The sequence below is a fragment of the Paenibacillus terrae HPL-003 genome, assembly GCF_000235585.1.
In the GTDB taxonomy this organism is placed as follows: Bacteria; Bacillota; Bacilli; order Paenibacillales; family Paenibacillaceae; genus Paenibacillus; species Paenibacillus terrae_B.
Window position 1 is genome coordinate 882,014 of sequence record NC_016641.1, and the last position, 17,860, is coordinate 899,873.

The 17,860-nt window shown below is 45.0% G+C and carries 16 protein-coding genes; all 16 read right to left on the reverse strand.

The features are described from left to right. Positions 1-86: 86 nt before the first annotated feature. The 16 genes from HPL003_RS04265 to ftsE all read right to left on the reverse strand — a co-directional run bounded on the left by HPL003_RS04265 (position 87) and on the right by ftsE (position 17,768). Complete coding sequence (locus HPL003_RS04265) at positions 87-1,484, reverse strand: helix-turn-helix domain-containing protein (RefSeq protein WP_014278382.1); 1,398 nt, start codon at positions 1,482-1,484, stop codon at positions 87-89. Between the two features lie 612 nt (positions 1,485-2,096). Then, the gene (locus tag HPL003_RS04270) at positions 2,097-2,366 is read right to left on the reverse strand and encodes a hypothetical protein (RefSeq protein WP_014278384.1); all 270 of its coding nucleotides are present in this window, start codon (positions 2,364-2,366) and stop codon (positions 2,097-2,099) included. 69 nt (positions 2,367-2,435) lie between these two features. Further along, the gene (locus tag HPL003_RS04275; protein WP_014278385.1) at positions 2,436-3,146 is read right to left on the reverse strand and encodes a hypothetical protein; all 711 of its coding nucleotides are present in this window, start codon (positions 3,144-3,146) and stop codon (positions 2,436-2,438) included. Positions 3,147-3,352: 206 nt separating this feature from the next. After that, positions 3,353-3,922, reverse strand: a complete 570-nt coding sequence (locus HPL003_RS29590; RefSeq protein WP_238533443.1) for a hypothetical protein — start codon at positions 3,920-3,922, stop codon at positions 3,353-3,355. Next, positions 3,837-4,649 carry a helix-turn-helix domain-containing protein gene (locus HPL003_RS29595; protein ID WP_238533444.1) on the reverse strand — a complete coding sequence of 271 codons (813 nt, stop codon included), beginning with the start codon at positions 4,647-4,649 and terminating at the stop codon, positions 3,837-3,839. Before HPL003_RS29595 ends, HPL003_RS29590 begins: the two co-directional genes overlap by 86 nt. Before the next feature lie 254 nt (positions 4,650-4,903). Further along, a complete protein-coding gene (locus HPL003_RS04285; RefSeq protein ID WP_014278386.1) occupies positions 4,904-5,173 on the reverse strand; it encodes a hypothetical protein in 270 nt (89 codons plus the stop codon). Between the two features lie 164 nt (positions 5,174-5,337). Beyond that, positions 5,338-9,402, reverse strand: coding sequence for a glycosyl hydrolase (locus HPL003_RS04290; RefSeq protein ID WP_014278387.1), 4,065 nt, complete (start codon positions 9,400-9,402; stop codon positions 5,338-5,340). A gap of 106 nt (positions 9,403-9,508) precedes the next feature. Next, entirely contained in the window at positions 9,509-9,700 is a 192-nt protein-coding gene (locus HPL003_RS28350) for a hypothetical protein (protein ID WP_148267369.1), read from the reverse strand. Positions 9,701-9,741: 41 nt separating this feature from the next. Next, positions 9,742-9,861: a glycoside hydrolase family 48 protein gene (locus tag HPL003_RS30415; RefSeq protein ID WP_148267370.1), complete on the reverse strand. Its 120-nt coding sequence runs from the start codon at positions 9,859-9,861 to the stop codon at positions 9,742-9,744. Between the two features lie 396 nt (positions 9,862-10,257). After that, positions 10,258-10,641: a hypothetical protein gene (locus HPL003_RS04295; protein WP_014278388.1), complete on the reverse strand. Its 384-nt coding sequence runs from the start codon at positions 10,639-10,641 to the stop codon at positions 10,258-10,260. Positions 10,642-10,921: 280 nt separating this feature from the next. Then, positions 10,922-11,479, reverse strand: a complete 558-nt coding sequence (locus tag HPL003_RS04300; RefSeq protein ID WP_014278389.1) for a class I SAM-dependent methyltransferase — start codon at positions 11,477-11,479, stop codon at positions 10,922-10,924. A gap of 177 nt (positions 11,480-11,656) precedes the next feature. Then, on the reverse strand, positions 11,657-12,967 hold the full coding sequence (locus tag HPL003_RS04305; protein ID WP_043922299.1) for a serine protease: 1,311 nt from the start codon (positions 12,965-12,967) through the stop codon (positions 11,657-11,659). 165 nt (positions 12,968-13,132) lie between these two features. Beyond that, positions 13,133-14,599: a S41 family peptidase gene (locus tag HPL003_RS04310; protein WP_014278391.1), complete on the reverse strand. Its 1,467-nt coding sequence runs from the start codon at positions 14,597-14,599 to the stop codon at positions 13,133-13,135. Positions 14,600-14,806: 207 nt separating this feature from the next. After that, complete coding sequence (locus HPL003_RS04315) at positions 14,807-16,090, reverse strand: murein hydrolase activator EnvC family protein (RefSeq protein ID WP_014278392.1); 1,284 nt, start codon at positions 16,088-16,090, stop codon at positions 14,807-14,809. Positions 16,091-16,174: 84 nt separating this feature from the next. After that, entirely contained in the window at positions 16,175-17,092 is a 918-nt protein-coding gene (ftsX, locus tag HPL003_RS04320; protein ID WP_014278393.1) for a permease-like cell division protein FtsX, read from the reverse strand. Continuing rightward, positions 17,082-17,768 (reverse strand): cell division ATP-binding protein FtsE, encoded by a 687-nt coding sequence (gene ftsE, locus HPL003_RS04325; protein WP_014278394.1) that lies wholly within the window; start codon positions 17,766-17,768, stop codon positions 17,082-17,084. The genes ftsX and ftsE overlap by 11 nt, the downstream gene beginning before the upstream one ends. Positions 17,769-17,860 lie beyond the last annotated feature (92 nt).

Consider the following 17,860-nt stretch of genomic DNA (forward strand, 5'->3'; position numbering starts at 1 on the left):
TTTTTTCCCGATTGGTCATGAACATAATATTTCAAAAGGGCTATGTTACTCTATCTTAGTAGTAGGTTACATAGCCCTTTTATGTTCTAAGAAGTCATCTGCTTGATGTTATATTCTACTTCTTTAAGCACTTTTTCATATTCTGCCCGTTGCTCCTGTGTCGAGTGACCTTTATATTTCTCAAACAACAGCGTGATGGACTTGATATAGTAAGCCTTATCGTTCAACTGTGAGGATGCTTTGAGACTGTTCAACATACTGTCGATCGCCTCAGAGTAGCTCTCTTTATTAAAATAGTAGCGACTAAGCTCAAGAAAAAAACGGGAATAGGTCACCAGATTATAATTTGTATGATAGTAAGAAATATTTGTGCGCAAGTCCCTAAATTCATTAATATTTTCAGCAAAAAGGATCAGAATTTCGTCTATTGTGTGATTGTAAATATTGGCCGATTCCATAATGGTTAGTAGCCCCTGAAGTATCTCTGCAGGATTACTTTTAAGAAGATCGACATAGGCAGGCAAACTAGCCATATTTCCCATTAGAATTTCTAAATTTAAGCGGTTTGCTTCTGCCCACATTTCAAATTTCCTCGCCTCTAAAATTCCCATTTCATCCAGTCCTTCAAAACCAGTCAAATCTGCATAGTAAGGTATGAATTCCATTGCTTCTTCATATAGTCCTTGCTTTTCGCGGGCATTCCCCTGCATTAAATAAGCTTGACCAAAATATACGATTAGATGTCTTTCTGTATTTAGAGGTTTAACTTCACGATTTTTTAATCTAGCTTGAATCTGCTGCTGATAAACATTTGTGGCAATTACCTCAAGTTCTTTCGCATATTGCATAGTTGTCTCACAGTCATAAGCTTGAAAGTATACGTTTACCAGCTTTAAAAGAGCGTCCAGTTGATGATTTTCAGGCAAATTTTTACGATAAGGAGCAAATTTTATAGCCAGTTGGCGATTTTTCTCTAAATCTTTGCTTAAAGAGTAAGAAAATAACCTATACTGACTAATTGCTAGCCGCTCCGAATGGTAATACCTTTCGTTCTCTACCACACACTCGTAAAAAGGAACTGATTCCTTTTCCTTTCCTTCTGCGTGTAATTCTTCTGCAAGCTCAAATATGGTCAGCACATAGGACAAATCCTCTGTCAGCCTCGACAATACCTTTTGGATGAAGTCCTGTCTTCCCAACTCCACACAACGCAACAGAAACGGCTTAATCCGCTTCCAATGCCCTTTTCCTTCGTAAAAACATTCCTCTATGTACAATTCATAGAGCCAGCCTTCGGGATACCCCAACGCCTGAGTAATCAGATCCATCTGGCGAACGGAGATCGGCTTGGGTGGGTTGCTGTTAAGCATGGCACTGAATGTGCCGCGGTTAATACCGGAGATTTTACTAAAGCTACTAAAGCTATAGCCCCTTTGCTTCAATTCTGTCTCTATCTTTGAGCGGATCGTAGGTGTATGTTCCATGTCAATCCCCCTCAATCAATTTTGGACATATCATAAGTGATATTTTATATGTAAACTCTATCCTTTAGGAAATTCATTTCAATACAAAATCACGTAAATAGTGAAATATATGGTCTATATAGCCACTTTAATTTATGATGCCTTAGAAAGAAGTCTTTTTTAAACGAATCCCATGATAATTGAAAAGTTGAATGAAGTACATAACGTTTAAATCCTTCATCCAGTATGAATTGAACCTGAAACAACAACTAGTACTGCCTCTGCAAGTGTGGGCGCAGGTTTCTGATCCTTTTCAAGAATATTAAGAGCTGCTCGCAGTTCATCTGATCGCTCCGCTTCTACAACCCATTCTTCTCTTTCCCATATGTAATTGGCAGCTCCTTTCGGACCAGCTTGCCGCGCTCCAATACCTTCTCATATATAACCCAACCACTTTTATTTGAACTCAGTACCCATACCGCCTCTTTAACGGCTATACAACTCATACACCTGTATAAGCTCTTTATTGGATAAATCCTTTACTCTTCTCTCTCATTGGTCTTAGCTCGGTTCCCTGAAAACAAAATAAAACGCCCCTGGGGAGATTGATCTTTCCCAGGAGCGCGTATGGAGCTAATTACTTTTTCTTCTGAGATACTTGGATGCTGCTGCTGCAACAATCACAAAAACCACTATGGCAAAATAATGATATGAATCGGAGCTGCCGGCATTGCTAAAAGCCTTGACAATCGCATACAATGCCACCAATCCAATGAGACCGACAACGAACTGAGCACTTCTTCGTGCTGGCTGCTTTGAACGCTTAAATATGAACAGAACAGCAACAAAGCCCAAAAGAGCATAAAACATCAGAAAAGCAGTGACATAAAAAATTGGGTCCATAATCTCACCTACCCCTTCTTTTACATTATATACAATATTATAGTAAAAGTAAGGTGTCTAATTCAAATTTTAGTTGGAATTAACCGTATAATAAGCGGCTGGCAACCAATGCAGATTCAGCGTAGTACCGCGTGAACCGTTATAGTTGTCCAAACTTGAAGCGACTAAATCAGTTCCTAAAGAAACTAACGCAGCTGCGGCACTGGCACCCCAAGGTATCGGATTAGGCCCCATAATACCACCTATTGCAGCAGCCAGACCTGAGACAGTCAAATATCCTTTAGATTGTTGTTTCAACACATAGGATAGTTGTTTGGTTTCGCTTTGTGACATTGTAATTGCTACTCCCCACCAATACGTGTTCGAGGAAGCATTTGGTGTGATTATGTTTTGCGTTTGAATAGGTGCTTGTCCAGACGGGACGATCGTTTGGTTCTCAACGTCTAATTTGGTTTGTCCACTTTTTAGAGATTCATTGATGATCTGAACACCACTAGCAATATATTCGTAGGCTTCTTTAGAGACAACATCCTTACCAGCTTCGTCAATGTAAAGCAGACCGTCCGCACCCGGTTTAATATATTTTTCCAAACCCTGAGCCGCCTCCAGGTTTTTTTGCAATGTTGCCGTATCGAGATGTTGTAAGGTTGCAATTTGAGATTGGGTTTGTTCTTGAAAAGAGTCATTTACATTTGAACTTGCAAAAATTGCACTCGGCGCGACAACAGCCCCTAGCAAACTAAGAGATAAAGCAGTTGCAAATAATTTATTCTTCTTCATAGATAATTCCTCCGATTCAAGATATTTTTTTAAACTCAGTGAAGCCCATCCCCCAAACGGTTATTTATCTTAAAAGCCTATCCTCCTTCCCACCAGCTCTAAAGAAATTATAATTCTTGATGTGTTACAAGAACGATAAGAATAAACAAATCATTTCTTTTTTTACAAAATAATCAATAAAAAAAGACCAATCCTGTAAGATTGGCCTAATCTAATTGCATATGATCTTGAAGACTCTCCATAGAAACTGGTGGTTTAAACCAATTTCTTTGCTTGGATAATGAAAGATAATTAAGGGTATCCTTTTGCCCTTTTAGTATTCTCCCACGTCTGTAATGGTAAATGGCGAGTTGATACATGTAACAATAATAGGTCATTTGTTTAACGTCCTCAGACTCCTGTAATCTCTTTATTCGTTCTGAGTATTTGTCAATGATAGAGTCTACATCAAAATTATACTTATTAGCTGCTTCTAGTATGGTTACGACTCCAGAACTTACTTCTTCAGGGTGATTTTCGAGGAAAGCTATATACTCAGGAAGGATATCTCTATTTCCCAATAGTAAATCTAAAGTATACGAGTTGGCTTTAGCCCACAAACGGAATTGCTCTACATCTGCTTCACCTTCTATATCAAGCCCTTTAAACCAGCTTAAATCTGCATAGCCCTCAAGCTCTGCCTTTGCCTCCTTAATATATCCTTTCTTTTGTAAAGCTGTTGAGACAGAAAGGAACCCATAACCATAGTAAAATACCAAGTGTCTTTCTGCACGCAACCATTGTAGCTACTCTTCTTTTCTCATTCCTTTTTTGCTGATTCATATAGATTACATAAGCCAGTTTTTTTAATTCATGGCCGTACTTCTCTACCCCATCCCATTTGTGTAAGTAAAAATATATATTTGTGATTTTATGAATCGCCTCCAACTGATAATGCTCAGGAAGCAAATTACGATAAGGTATAAATTCCAATACTAACTCAAGGCTCTTTTCCAAGTCAGACATTGTACATGCTTTAAACCTTTTGTATTGGCTTATAGCCAACCGTTCCGAATAACGATATCTTTCGTTCTCTACTACACACTCGTAAAAGGGAACGGCCTCCTTTTCCTTGCCTGCTTTATGCAGTTCTTCTGCAAGTTCAAATATGGTCGGCACATAGGACAAATCCTCTGTCAGCCTCGATAAAACCTTCTGAATGAAGTCGCGCTTCTTCAACTCCACACAACGCAACAGAAACGGCTTAATCCGTTTCCAGTGCCCTTTTCCCTCGTAAAAGCATTCATCTATGTACAACTCATATAGCCAACCGTCAGGATACCCCAACGCCTTGGTAATCAGATCCATCTGCCGAACGGAGATCGGCTTGGGCGGGTTGCTGTTCAGCATGGCGCTGAATGTGCCGCGGTTAATACCGGAGATTTTACTAAAACTGCTAAAGCTATAGCCCCTTTGCTTCAATTCTGTCTCTATCTTCGAGCGGATCGTAGGTGTATGTTCCATTTCAATCCCCCTCAATAAGTTTTAGACATATGGTCAGTGATATTTTATATGTAGAATCCAACCTAAAGGAAATTCATTTCAATACAAAATTACGGAAATAGTGAAATATATGGTCTATATAGTCACTTTAATTTATGATGCCTTAGAAAAAAGTCTTTTTTTAACGAATCCCGTGATCATTGAAAAGTTGAATGACGTACATAACGTTTAAACGCTCCTGGGGAAATTGAACTTCCCCAGGAGCGCGTATGGAGCTAATTATTTTTTCTTCTGAAATACTTGGATGATGCAGCTACCACAATCATAAATACCACTATGGCAAAATAATGATATGAATCGGAGCTACCGACATTGTTAAAAGCTTTGATAAGCGCATACAACGCCACCAATCCAATGAGACCAATAACGAACTGGGCACTTCTTCGTGCTGGCTGTTTTGAACGCTTAGATATGAACAAAACAGCAGCAACGCCCAAAAGAGCGTAAAACATCAGAAAAGCAGTAACATAAAAAATTGGGTCCATAATCACCTCCCCCTTCTTTTACAGTATATACAATATTAAAGTAAAAGTAAGGTATTCTGTTCAAATTTTAGGAATCTGCGACACTGGCAGCCCAAGGTTGTAATCGGTTTATTCTTCTTCCCAGATAATTCCTCCGATTCAAGATATTTTATCAGGCGCTTGTCTTAATTAGCTTTCGGTTCGGTTCCCCAAACAAGTACTCCATTATGATACAACGTAGCTTTCGCATGATCGGCAAATGAAGTTTGCGTGCCTTTGTACGAGTAATCGTCACTTTCGTTATAGTTCGACCAGTCTGTTTTATGAATACGGGTTTGAATTCCGCCCGTGCTTCCTCCAGGTGCTAACACGCCTGCATCCGAGTTGAAGCTGACTTCCAAATAATAATCAGCACCGGTTACAGCTTTATCCATTTTAACCAGCTTACCATTCAGCTTTGAGCAGCTCAGCACCGCATAGTCGCAGTTGAATGTCTGCGCGCGGTCGCCGTCGATCGTGTAGTAGTAGCGAATTTTCAACTCGTTGATCGGTACGGAGGTTGTACCTTTGTTTAAAATTTGGAAATGCGGGTTCAAGTGATTGTCGTTCACATTTGTATCCGCTGTGCGATACTGGAGCACCAGTCCCGTTGTTGGCTGCTGAGTATCCGCTTTCGGTGCTGCGCTAGCCGTGTTCGAAATCGTTTGACCTGCATCGTTCTTCGCTACGACTTGGTAATAGTACATCGTGTCTGCCGTTACGGCCATGTCGGTGTAGCTGCTTCCGTATACATCGCTCGCTACTGTCGCGAACGTACCGTTTTCAGCCGTCGAACGCTTCACTTCATAGCTTGCCACATTCGCCGATGCTGTCCAGCTCAGCTTTACTTTCGCCGTTTCGCCCGCTGCGTTCAGCGTGAAGCTGCCCGGTACTGATGGTTGCTCGGTAATGCCATACGTTTTTAAGTTAGTCGGGAGCTTATCAAGCGTAATGACGTTCGGATGATTATACACTTTTTTCAGATGCTCAAGACTGTTTTGTTTGCCGTCTCTCAGGAAATCCCCATACCATGTAGCGAACCAGCTCCAATGGGCTTGATACGCCTTCAGCAGATCAGGATCCGGGATAGGTCCGTTTTCGCTCATGGCAACTAACTTTTTGTCCTTGCCCAATGTAACAAGGTCTTCGTATTTTGCAATTTGCGGACTGTAATCGCCTGCTTGCGGATAAGAGTCAAAGCTCAAAATATCCACATACTCATCCCCTGGATACCAGTCGGGAGCAACAGAATTCCAGACCCAGATCAGATTGTTCAATTTGTGCACATTCGTCAAACGATCGTGCATTAAAATATACAATTTTTTAACAGGCTCAGGACCTTTGGCGCCCCACCAGAACCATTTGCCTTCCGCTTCGTGCAATGGACGGAACAGGACAGGCACTTTCGCATCCTGCAACTTCTTCAATTGCCCTGCAATCACATCGATGTCGCGAATAAGCAATTTATAATCTTCGGACTCTGGATGATTCATCGCATATTCTATATCGAATGTAGTCGAATCGGTATAGAAGCCTCTCCACCATTCTTTACCCTGCGTATCGATAAGACCTTTCGGCGCATTCCAGTGCCAAGCAAAGGTAACAATGCCCCCTTGCTTATCCCATTCAATCGCCTTTTCCGTCTCTGTGGAACTAAGACCGTGTTCCACTCTGCTTGGCGAATAGTCAATCAGGTCAAGCGCTGCAATAGCCGGCTTCTTACCTACATTTGCTTGAAGCCAATCAATTTCGGGCATATCCTCTTGACCGGAGATCGTATTCTTGCCGTATTGATCAACCAGATAGTTCATCAATGCTCTTGCTTCTACTGTCGCATTCGGATTGGTGAGCGATTTGGTTACGGCATGCGGTGGACGATCAGCAGCAGGCTCCAGTTTGACGTAGTCGATATCATACCAGCCCCAGCCTGTTTCAAAACCGATCGCATTTGCCCCTGTATTCAACAGAAGCTTGCCTCCGGAAGTTTCTTTAAAATCAGCCGATTTCCAAAGTACCAGCTCGCCAGACGCTTTGCCGTTTAAAGAGAAATTCGTGCGTTTGTCATCATGAGGAGAACGGTAGCCGATTGTAAGATTGTACAAGCCTGCCGTTGGAGCCTGAATCGTCATCGTCAGGGAATCCCCTGCATTGTGGAAATTAGTTACGTAACCAGTACCCGAGAAGCCAGTCCCGCTGGATTCCACAATGGTTCCCTTCAGCGTGCCATCTTCGGCTTCATAGCGATCCGGGCCGTCTACAGGCGTCCGCGGAACCGCTTTCAAGACATTGGATTCGCTCGTTCCCGCATTTGTTTTTGCGGTTACTTTATAATAGTAAGAAGTGCCGTTCGTTACGTTCGTATCCGTATAAGACGTTTCGATCAAGTTGGATGCTACAGCAGCAAAAGGACCGGTTTCATACGTTGCACGCTGTACACTGTAACTTACAACTCCGCTGGAAGCGTCCCAGGACAAATCGACTTTCCCATCGCCAGCCCCAGCTCTCAGCGCAAAGCTTTCAGGACCTTCCCCAGGTGGCACAGACGTATCATTGCCAGCAGTCAACACGATGTGATAAGCCGTCAAAGGCGGTACTGTATAGGTAAAGCGGTTGCCTGAAATTTGCGTGATTGGCGCTACTGCCTTAATTTGCGAGCTATTTTTATCGAAGCCCCATACTTTACCGGAACTGTAAGTCGTCTCGCCGGAAAGATCGAATTGGGCGTCGAATGCGCTGTCCATGCTTTTATTCATGACAATGAGGTGCAGTTCTTTGTAGGATGCATCCGTTACGGAAGCATGCACCGAGCTATTAACAATATCAGACGTTTGCGCATTAACACTGATATCGCCGAAAGTAGCGTTTTTTCCGTCATAATTGCGGTAAAGCTTGTAAGCGGCGCTAACGTAGTTGTTGGCACCATCCTTTAACTTCCAGTAATTCGCCATATAAACGTCGTTTTTGCCCAAGATGCCCAGCACATCGGTCATAGCGATACCGCCGGAAATATCATTTTCGCCGCCGTAGCTATACTCGGTCAAAGCCAGCTTGGTTCCCGGGTAATACTTGTCCACCGACTGCTTCAATCGAGGCAGTAAAGGCAAGAATGCGCTGTTCCATTGAGCGATCCAGCTATCTTCCTTGTAGGTCGGGTCCCACAAAGTACGAGGCGCCTGCATTCTGGCTTTCTTCGTTTCGTCATTGCCTACCTCATTTGTAATTCGTATGCCTCCGCCCATCGCTTCGGGATACCAGTGCACATCGAAAACATCCAGCAATCTCTTGCCTTCGGCTTGCGAGCTGAGACGCATTTGATCCAGGTAATAGTCCACGAACCAGCTGTAGTTGCCTTTTACAGAGTTCCAATCAGGTGCAGTTTGAAGATCTGTATAGGCGCCAAAACCGTAAAGAACCGGCCCAAAAATTTCTGCACCCGCGTCAACCGCTTTAACAGCTTTGGATAAACTTACCGACCGGTCTACCAACTCTTTCGCTCCGACCTTTTCACCATGAATGCGCGGATGCGTATGCGACCAGAGAGCGGGTTCATTGTCGAGCGCATATCCTTTCACACCCGCCTTTGTTGAAGCAGCGCCGTACTTTTTCACTAAAAAATTTACGAATTCATCCGCATATACCTGATTGTCATTCAGATCAGGCTGTAGTTGGAACGACGCATTTTTGGCATTTACGACCTGATTCCAACGAGCGGAAGGAGCCTGTTCGCTTTCCTGCACACTTCCGTTTCCATCCTTGGCCACATAACCGGCCATCGGCAGCGTGACTAAAGAATAAGCGCCCTGCTTCAGCGATTGATCATGGAACGAAGTCGTCACCGCTCCCGGCTTTTCACATTCGGCTTTTGTCAGGCCACCATTATTGCATAAATAGTCATCGCTGGATTGCTGCCAATCGCTTCCCGCATTGGACATATTATTTTCCCAGTTGTATCCGGTCATTCGATTGCCACCAAGTCGTCTGGCAGCCAGATTTTCATCGCCTGCCAAATCCTGATTCGTACCGTATATATAAGGACTAATAGGCTTACGATCCTTGGATGTATCGACTTTAATGGTAACGGTCTTTGCCGTTTGACCGTGAACTACAGTTGGAGCCGGTAGAGCCCCCCCTACTATAATCGTGCATGCCATGACGACAGGCAGCCATTTGGAACGTTTGGACAAAATATTACTACTATTTTTCGCCTTCATGCCGCTTTCCTCCTTTACATTTGAAAAGAGCAGCACCCATACGAGTGCCGCTCCGTCAGGCTTTAAGGCTCCTGACCCCAAACGAGTTTATCGTTCTGGTACAGCGTCACCTTACTCTAATCCGCAAATTAATTTTTGTAGGATCGTAGGAGTATTCATCTGCCACACTGTAGTTTGTCCAGTCGTCTTTGTTGATACGTGCTTGAATTTCGCCAATCGAAGCTCCCCGTATCCGGTTGACTACACTCTCCTCTCCGTCCGAAATCCAGAATTGGCCCGGAATCTTCAAGTGTTGCAACAGCCGTATTCACACCGAACATGATGGGTTTGCCGTTTGCATCAAGGTAGTACCGTTACCGGCTTCTTGTTGACAAATGTGTAATAGTACAGCTCTGCTATACGTTCTACCGACCAAGCCTGCATATCGAACCATTTGTTGGACGGAAGGTCCATATACATAGATTATTCCATATAGCCATATAGTAGTACATGAATTCGCCGCAAAGTTGTTCTAGCTATGCCACCGTCTTTCCTTCAAACGGAACAAACTTCGATAGGTTATCTATTTATACAAAGGAATATACTCCCTAGATATAGAGCTTAAGAACGATATATGTCGAATTGGAGGTTATGATATATAACTTTAACAGAAAGGTGTATTGAAATTTTTAATTCTAGTGTTAATTGACTAGAATGAATTTCTCAAATAACCATATAGCTTTGGATATCGAAAAAGCCCCTTAGCCAAGGGACTTTTTTATTTTGCGGGGAATCTTCAGGCGCAACAGTGTTTCAATCTTTTCGTCGTTCTTCTTCAATCTGTTAAGTAGCTCTTGTTGATCCACACCTTCTCCCCTACCGTACCTTGTCCTTTTGGATAAGCTCATAATAGATGCGTGCAGGCTCTGATTCTCCAGTGGATAAAATATATTCTGCCAAGGGTGCGCATAGTTTTTGAAGGTAGAAGGAGTATAACAGCTCGGCCGTATCAAAATGGATTTTCAACACCCGTTTCATCAATCCTTCAAATTTGAGATAATCCAATTCCTCCGAGGTAATGTCAAACGGGTATTCGGGAAAGGTTTTTTTCTGAATTTCGATGAATTGCTCCCTAAGCTTCGGTTGGTTGCCTGATCGGGCAGCTGAGAAATTCATCATAAAAAACGATATAAAATCCGTCTCACGGTCACTTAACTCATAATACTCACACCAACGCATGAACATCAGCGGTTTTACCATATATTAATCCCCTTTTAACGAAAGTTCAGATTAATCGTTGAATCACACAAAATCTAACAGGTTCCAGCATATGTAATATATAGGTTAAGTCCCATTTTAAAATATGATTCCTTAAACAAATTTTGCTTTTTAACATATCCCAAAATCTCTATAAAGAACATAAAGGTATGTTCAACAAAAAAAGACCTGTTCAACATCTTAATGACGCTGACCAGGTCTTCTCATGAAAATCTGTATCTTCACATTCGTATTTATTCTAATCCACTACATAGCTGACACATTACAGGCTGCACGTGAAAACATAGGCGGGTGGGACGTTGTAATGTACCTTTTTGATTTGGATGTCGCCAAAGAAGGTACGAAAAAAATTGTGTTTTACCTTACTATACTGGAACGTAATAAATTTGCCCTCATGACCCAGAACTTCGGCAGTTTGTCCCAAAATCAGGCTGGATAAGGCGGCAGGTAAGCTGGTAAAAGGGAGTCCTGATACGACGTAATCCACTTTCGAGACATGGTACTGTTTCATATACCGGGCTACATGCTCGGCCGATCCATGAATGATGTGCACCTGCTCCAAGTGTCCGTACTTGCTTTGCAATGTTTTGTAAAACGATTCATTGGTCTCAATCACTAGCAGTAGCGTATCCGGGCGCTTGTTCTTAATCAGTTCTTGCGTAAACACACCGGTACCTGCACCATACTCAATGATGCACGATGCTTGGTCAAAGTAGATTGGTGTGGTAATTTGCTTGGCCAACTGTCTTGAGCTTGGTATGATAGCGCCTACGCTGCGTGGATGCCTGATGTACTCTCGAATAAAGTGAATCGCATTCATCTTTCCCTCTCCTTGCTTAGCACACGTGATAGGCATTCGGTTCATTAAGGTATCGCATTACATATTCATTGTACATTGATCAGAATAGTCATTTCAAGCAGGCTACAGTCTGAATAAAAGAAAGAGGACAGCCTTATTCGAATCTAGTCAAATAAAGCTCCCCTCTCGCTGTACTATCTATTTTTCTATCGTGTCCAAACTTGGACTCTCCATCTTGGATGCCTGTCCACCTTTACGCCGCCGTGCGCCCAAGCGCATGGCAACAATCCGGTAGATCGAGGCAGGGCGTATGGATACAGCCCAGCTTGCGTCCGCATCTGGAGCAAGCACGACTCCCAATTGGTGGTGATCGCCATCATACATGCCGCGCTGCACAAACTTGCTCTCACCTTGAAGGTTACGTACCTCCAGCTTGCAAAAAGCGGAGTTGATACGCAAGGCTTGGTGCAACTCGTTGCGGCTGTTCACGACGACGCTGTTCACGCGGTAAATGGCCTCGCCGGGCAGAATACCCATCGCCGTCGCAGGACTATCCGGCAGCACAGCCAGCACACGCAGCCCTTGCTCTGGATGAACAAACATAGGGCTGAGGCGGCTCTCTTCCATGTTGCCGTACCAGATCAGCGCCTCATGGGCCAGGAAAGAGAACAACGCTGCCACCAGCATCAGCGGACTCCACCACGCTGCCAGCAGGCTCAGCAGGAGCAAGGCTACACTGTAGAGAAGCAGACGGTTGGACGTTAGCACCGCCTTCTGGCGTGGCAACTGGCCTAACGTCACGCTGCTGAAGCCCATAAGAACAGGCAAGGCTGCCAGCATATATCCGGTTCCATCACCAAACAGCGGCGTCCACGGAAGCGTAAAGCCTCCCTGAACAGGAACCAGAAGCAACAACGGAATGGGCCAGAGGTCTTCCATCCGGTAGCCACCGACCAGCCTTCCCCGCTTGCCCTCCACAAACAGTGGAGTTGCGGCCTTTCCTCCCTGCCAGCGGACTAACAGCGCCTCAGCCACATGCATTGCGGCAACCAGCACCAACAACGCCGGAATATCCAATCCACGGATGGCTGTCACCGATGTTCCGAGCACTCCCCCAGGCTGCCATCCCTCCGCCACGTTCAAAGCAAACTGGGCTACACCCAGTAGGCCCACCGCATAGGCCAGGCACAGGTAACGCACGCGCACCAGCATAAGCAGCAATGTGGTCACCCACAGGCACACGATGGAAGCCGAGGTCAGATGCACACTTACGAACACTCCCAGAGCAGACAAGGCCAGCCCCGCGATTAGACCACTCCAGACTACGCGCCATGTCTCCCCCACCCAATTGTGCAGCTTGGTATGAAAGAGCTTGCGCTCCAGCAGCATTTGCCGACGATAGCTAAGCGCGACAATGAGTATCGAGATATAGTAAAACGGCTGCAAAAGCAGGTACAAGCAAGCATTTAAAACGCTCCATCCCCATTGTAAAGCCCATTCCAAGTTCATTCACACTCCTTATGCCCCTGGCCCGCTGTTTAGCGGATCACGTACATTTCATATCCATTTATTCTATATGAAATTGCCAACGTAGGGAAGACAATCCGGCAGACTGCAAATAAATCCCAAAATAAAAGGAGGCTGTTTCCAGCCCCCTTTGTTGTAGCCTTGTTATTATTTCGCTGCGCTGGTCTTCATTTCCTTCCGAATCTCTTCAATCCCCTGCTTGAGTTGGTTGTCGTTTTTCGGATCGCGAATTTTTTCGATCAGCTTGGTTTCCATGGCCGCTGCTGTCTTCGCATCAATCACGCCGTTAGCCGTCAGTTTTGCTTGTTTTTGAAAAGCAATAACGGAGCTTTCCGTCACTTTGTCAAAATAGCCGTCTTCGCGGCCTGGCTTGTAGCCCAAGCCTTGCAGAATAATTTGCGCATTTTTTACATCGCCGCTATTCATATTGTATTTCAACGGCTTTTCCTTGTTCAATGGTGCTGCTGTGAAGAATTCAGGCTGTTCCACCGCGATATCCGGCTTAATGCCTTTTTTATGAATCCACGTTCCATTTGGCGTCAGCCATTTGGCAATCGTGATTTTAAGCAGGCTACCATCGCCCATTTGCTTGTCATAGCTGGTTTGTACGGTACCTTTACCAAAGGAATTTTCCCCGATCAATACTGCGCCAGCCGATTGCTGGAGAGCACCTGCCAGGATTTCGGATGCGCTTGCGCTACCTTTATTCATGAGCAGCGTCACCGGATATTTCTTACTTGATCCTTTGGATTTCTCTTCTTCACGCTTCTGGTTCTTGTCTTCCACCTGCACGATCGTTTTGCCAGAAGGTACAAATTGCTGTGCAATATTAATCACGACGGAAAGTACGCCGCCCGGGTTATTACGCACGTCGATGACGAGCCCTTTAAGTCCCTGTTTTTCCAGCTTAGCGAGTTCTTCTTTAAAACGATCTGCTGTATTCAAGGAGAACTGGGTAATCGTGATTACACCTACTCCGCCGCTTTCCATATGAGCCGTCACGGTTTCCATATCAATGCTGTCACGGGTAATTGTGTATTCCAACGGATCAGGAGAGCCGTTGCGCTGAATTTTGACCTTGGCCTGACTACCTTTAGGTCCACGTATTTTGGAAACGGCCTTGTTCAAATCCAGACCATCCAGCGTTTCACCGTTAACAGACAAAATAATGTCCTTGGAACGCAGTCCCGCCTTCTCGGCCGGTGAGCCTTTAATTGGCGTTACTACGACCACTTTTCCGTTTTCTGCCGCTACCTCAGCCCCGATTCCGGTAAAGGAGCCTTCAATGGACTGTTCAAACTGCTGTGCCGTTTCTTTGCCCATATAGGAGGAATATGGGTCGTCGAGCGATTCCATCATACCGTTAATAGCTCCGTCCACCAGCTTGGTACGGTCGACGTCCTGATAGTATTGCCCCTGAATCAGATCCATCGCTGTCTCGATTTTGCGGATATCACTTCTGGAGGTGGAACTGCTACCTGTCACACTCGCCAGCAGTCCTTCGCCCAGAGCGCTGTTTCCCACTGTCGTCGTTCCAGTATAAGCAAAAGTGAGCAGGCTACCGCCAAGCAGCCCAATCACCATCAAGAGTACCGCTGTACTTTTTTTCAACATCTAATCGTCCACCGCCTTCTATTGATCTTGTATACTATTGCCTTACAACGCATATCCATCCACGCAGTATACGTCTAGCTTGTACGGAATATGTTAATTGTATCCTACTCTGTGTTTCAATGCACCTGTTCTGCGACGGGAATACAGCGATTAAAGCAAAACCCTATCTGCAACCAGATTGGTTACAAATAGGGCTTCCCTTTTCAACTATAGATAGTTCATCGGATTTACGGGTTTGTTATTCTCGCGCACCTCAAAATGACAGTGAGGTCCTGTTGAATTGCCCGTCGAACCAACTTCCGCAATTTTTTGACCGCGTTTCACCGTCTGTCCCGTATGAACCACCGTACCGCCATTGCGAATATGTCCATACAGGGTCCATAGCCCGTCTCCGTGGTCAATCACAACCGTGTTTCCATACCCACTCCACCATTCTGCAACAATGACAACACCGTCTTCTGCTGCATGAATATCGGTTCCCTGCGGAGCCGCCATATCAATGCCTGTATGGCCTTTAAGCTTGCCGGTAATCGGATGTACCCGCATGCCAAAGGTAGATGAGAGTCGGTAATGGGATACAGGCAAAGCTAATGTGCCCGATCCGCCCGTATACGTACTGGCTGCCGCATGGCTGGAATTTGAGCCTGCGCCTGAGGATGAAGAAGCATATCGCTTGGCTTCAGCAGCACGTGCAGCCGCTCTAGCGCGTGCTGCTTTAGCAGCCTGCTCCGCTCTGAGCTTGTTTTTCTCCTGCACCAGACCCGAACGTTTATTCGCCAAGGCTACGAGCATATCATTTTGCTCTTCACTGATTTCATCTGACTCAGCAATATCATGATCGTAATTGGCAATCAGACGCTGCTTTTCCTTCTCCTTCGAATCTAGCTCAGCTTTGGCACCCTGTTTGAGGGCATACAGCTTCTTGGCATTTTTATATTCCGTGTCCAGCTGCTTCTTCTTGCTGACTACCAGAGCCTTGTCCTTTTTATGCTCGTCCAACAGGATTTGGTCCTGCTCCACGATCGTTTTCAGGGAATCCACCCGGCTGAGAAAATCGCTAAAGCTGGTCGAAGACATAAGCACGTCCATATACGAAACAGTTCCGTCCGTATACATCAAGCGTACACGGGTTTCCAGCATCTTTTCCCGTGCCTGAATGCGATCAATGGCTTCAGATAAATCTTTTTTGGTTGCACGCAGATTATCTTCGGTTTGATCAATCTGAACTGCTACACGAGTCAACTGGTCGCTGACGCTGTTAATCTGGTCGAGTACAATTTTCAGGTTTTGCACGGTTTTATTTTTGTAATGTTGGGCATACTGTTTATCTTGAGCCGCCTTTTCCTGCTGTTGTTTGGCAGATTGGGCCTGCTTTTCCAATTGATTCAGTTGCGAATTGATTTCATGCATGCTTTTGGCATATCCGTCAGAAGGCTGGATTAGCAATGCGGCTACCAGAGTAGCGGCCAACACAGATCCTGTTTTTTTCAACTTGCACTCCCCATCCTTTATCGCAAAATAACACCGGCTTCCCCGTTCTAAAGAATACCGACTGTGACGTCCACCAATGAATATTTATACTTTCAAGAACTTGCGCATGGATAGGGTACTGCCTACAATCCCGACGAGCATCCCCAAAATGATCAGCAAGGCACTCAATTGAATCCAAACGCCCTGAAGCGGCATAAGCTTCAACATGTTCAGCGCAATATCGCCTTGAACGGCTGTAAGCAAACGCTGATAACCAGAAAACAAAATACCAACGGTTATCACGGAACCAATCAGGCCAATAAGCGCACCTTCAATAAAAAACGGCCATCGTATAAAAAAGTTGGTCGCACCAACCAGTTTCATAATGCCAATCTCTTTGCGTCGGGCCAAAATGGTCACGCGGATCGTATTCGAAATCAGGAACATGGACATCAGTCCCAGTCCAGCTACGAATACAAAGCCTACATTACGGATGAGCTTGGTAATAGTAAAGAGCGTCTCCACAGTACCTTTTCCGTAACGGACCTTTAAAATCGGCTTCTCCGGATGCATCGAGTTCAGCTTCTCAATCTTCTCAGCTACAAATGGGACTGTCGTCGGTTCAATGACCTCAACAACGATTTTGTCTGGAAGCGGATTGCTGTCCTTATCAAAACCCTCCAGCAGCTCCTTGCCGCTGTCTCCCAAATCTTTTCGCAGCTCCTCCAAGCCTTGAGCTTTGGTGATAAAGGTGGTTTTGCTAATTTCCGGCATCGCCGCAATTTCCTTTTGCAGCGTTTCACGCATGCCTTGCTCCACATTCAGCTCCAAAAATACGTTAACTTCCACCTGGCTATCCGCCTGGTCAGCCAAGGAGTTGACGTTGAGCACCAGCATAATAAACACGCCCAGTATAAGCAGTGACACAACAATCGAGGTGACGGATGCCACGGACATCCAGCCATTGCGGAATATGTTTTTGAAACCTTCCCGCACATGACGCAAGAAGGTATTAAAAGTCATATCCGTACTCCCCTCTCACCTGGTCTCTTACGATGTTGCCATTTTCGATGGCAATGACGCGTTTACGCATAGAGTTTACGATGTCTTTATTGTGTGTCGCCATAACAATAGTCGTGCCGCGAAAATTAATTTCGTCCAGCAACTGCATGATCTCCCACGATGTTTCGGGGTCCAAATTACCTGTGGGTTCATCGGCAATGATCACGGACGGATTGTTGACGATAGCCCGTGCGATAGCTACGCGTTGCTGCTCCCCACCGGAAAGCTGGGCAGGCTCGCGATTCATTTTCGTTTTCAAGCCAACCAGTTCGAGCACTTCCGGTACCCGCTTGCGAATCAGCTTCTTAGGAGCCTCAATGACTTCCATCGCAAAAGCAACATTCTCATAGGCCGTCAAACGCGGCAAAAGCCGGAAATCCTGAAAAATGACTCCGATGTTGCGACGAACGTAGGGAATTTTACGCTGCTTGAGCTTCCCGATATTAAATCCATTAACTGAAATTTGCCCCTTGGTCGGTACTTCTTCTCTATAAATAAGCTTCATAAAAGTCGATTTACCCGCCCCGGACGGGCCGACTACGTATACGAATTCATTACGGTCAATTTTGACCGATACTCCCTGAAGTGCGTGGGTTCCATTAGTATAGGTCTTCCACACATCCTGCATTTCAATCACTCGATCACTTCCCGCTGCTTAATCATATTACGTATAACTTAATATCCATTCGACATATTCCATGCATTTCCTTTAAAAAGTCCTGTATTTCA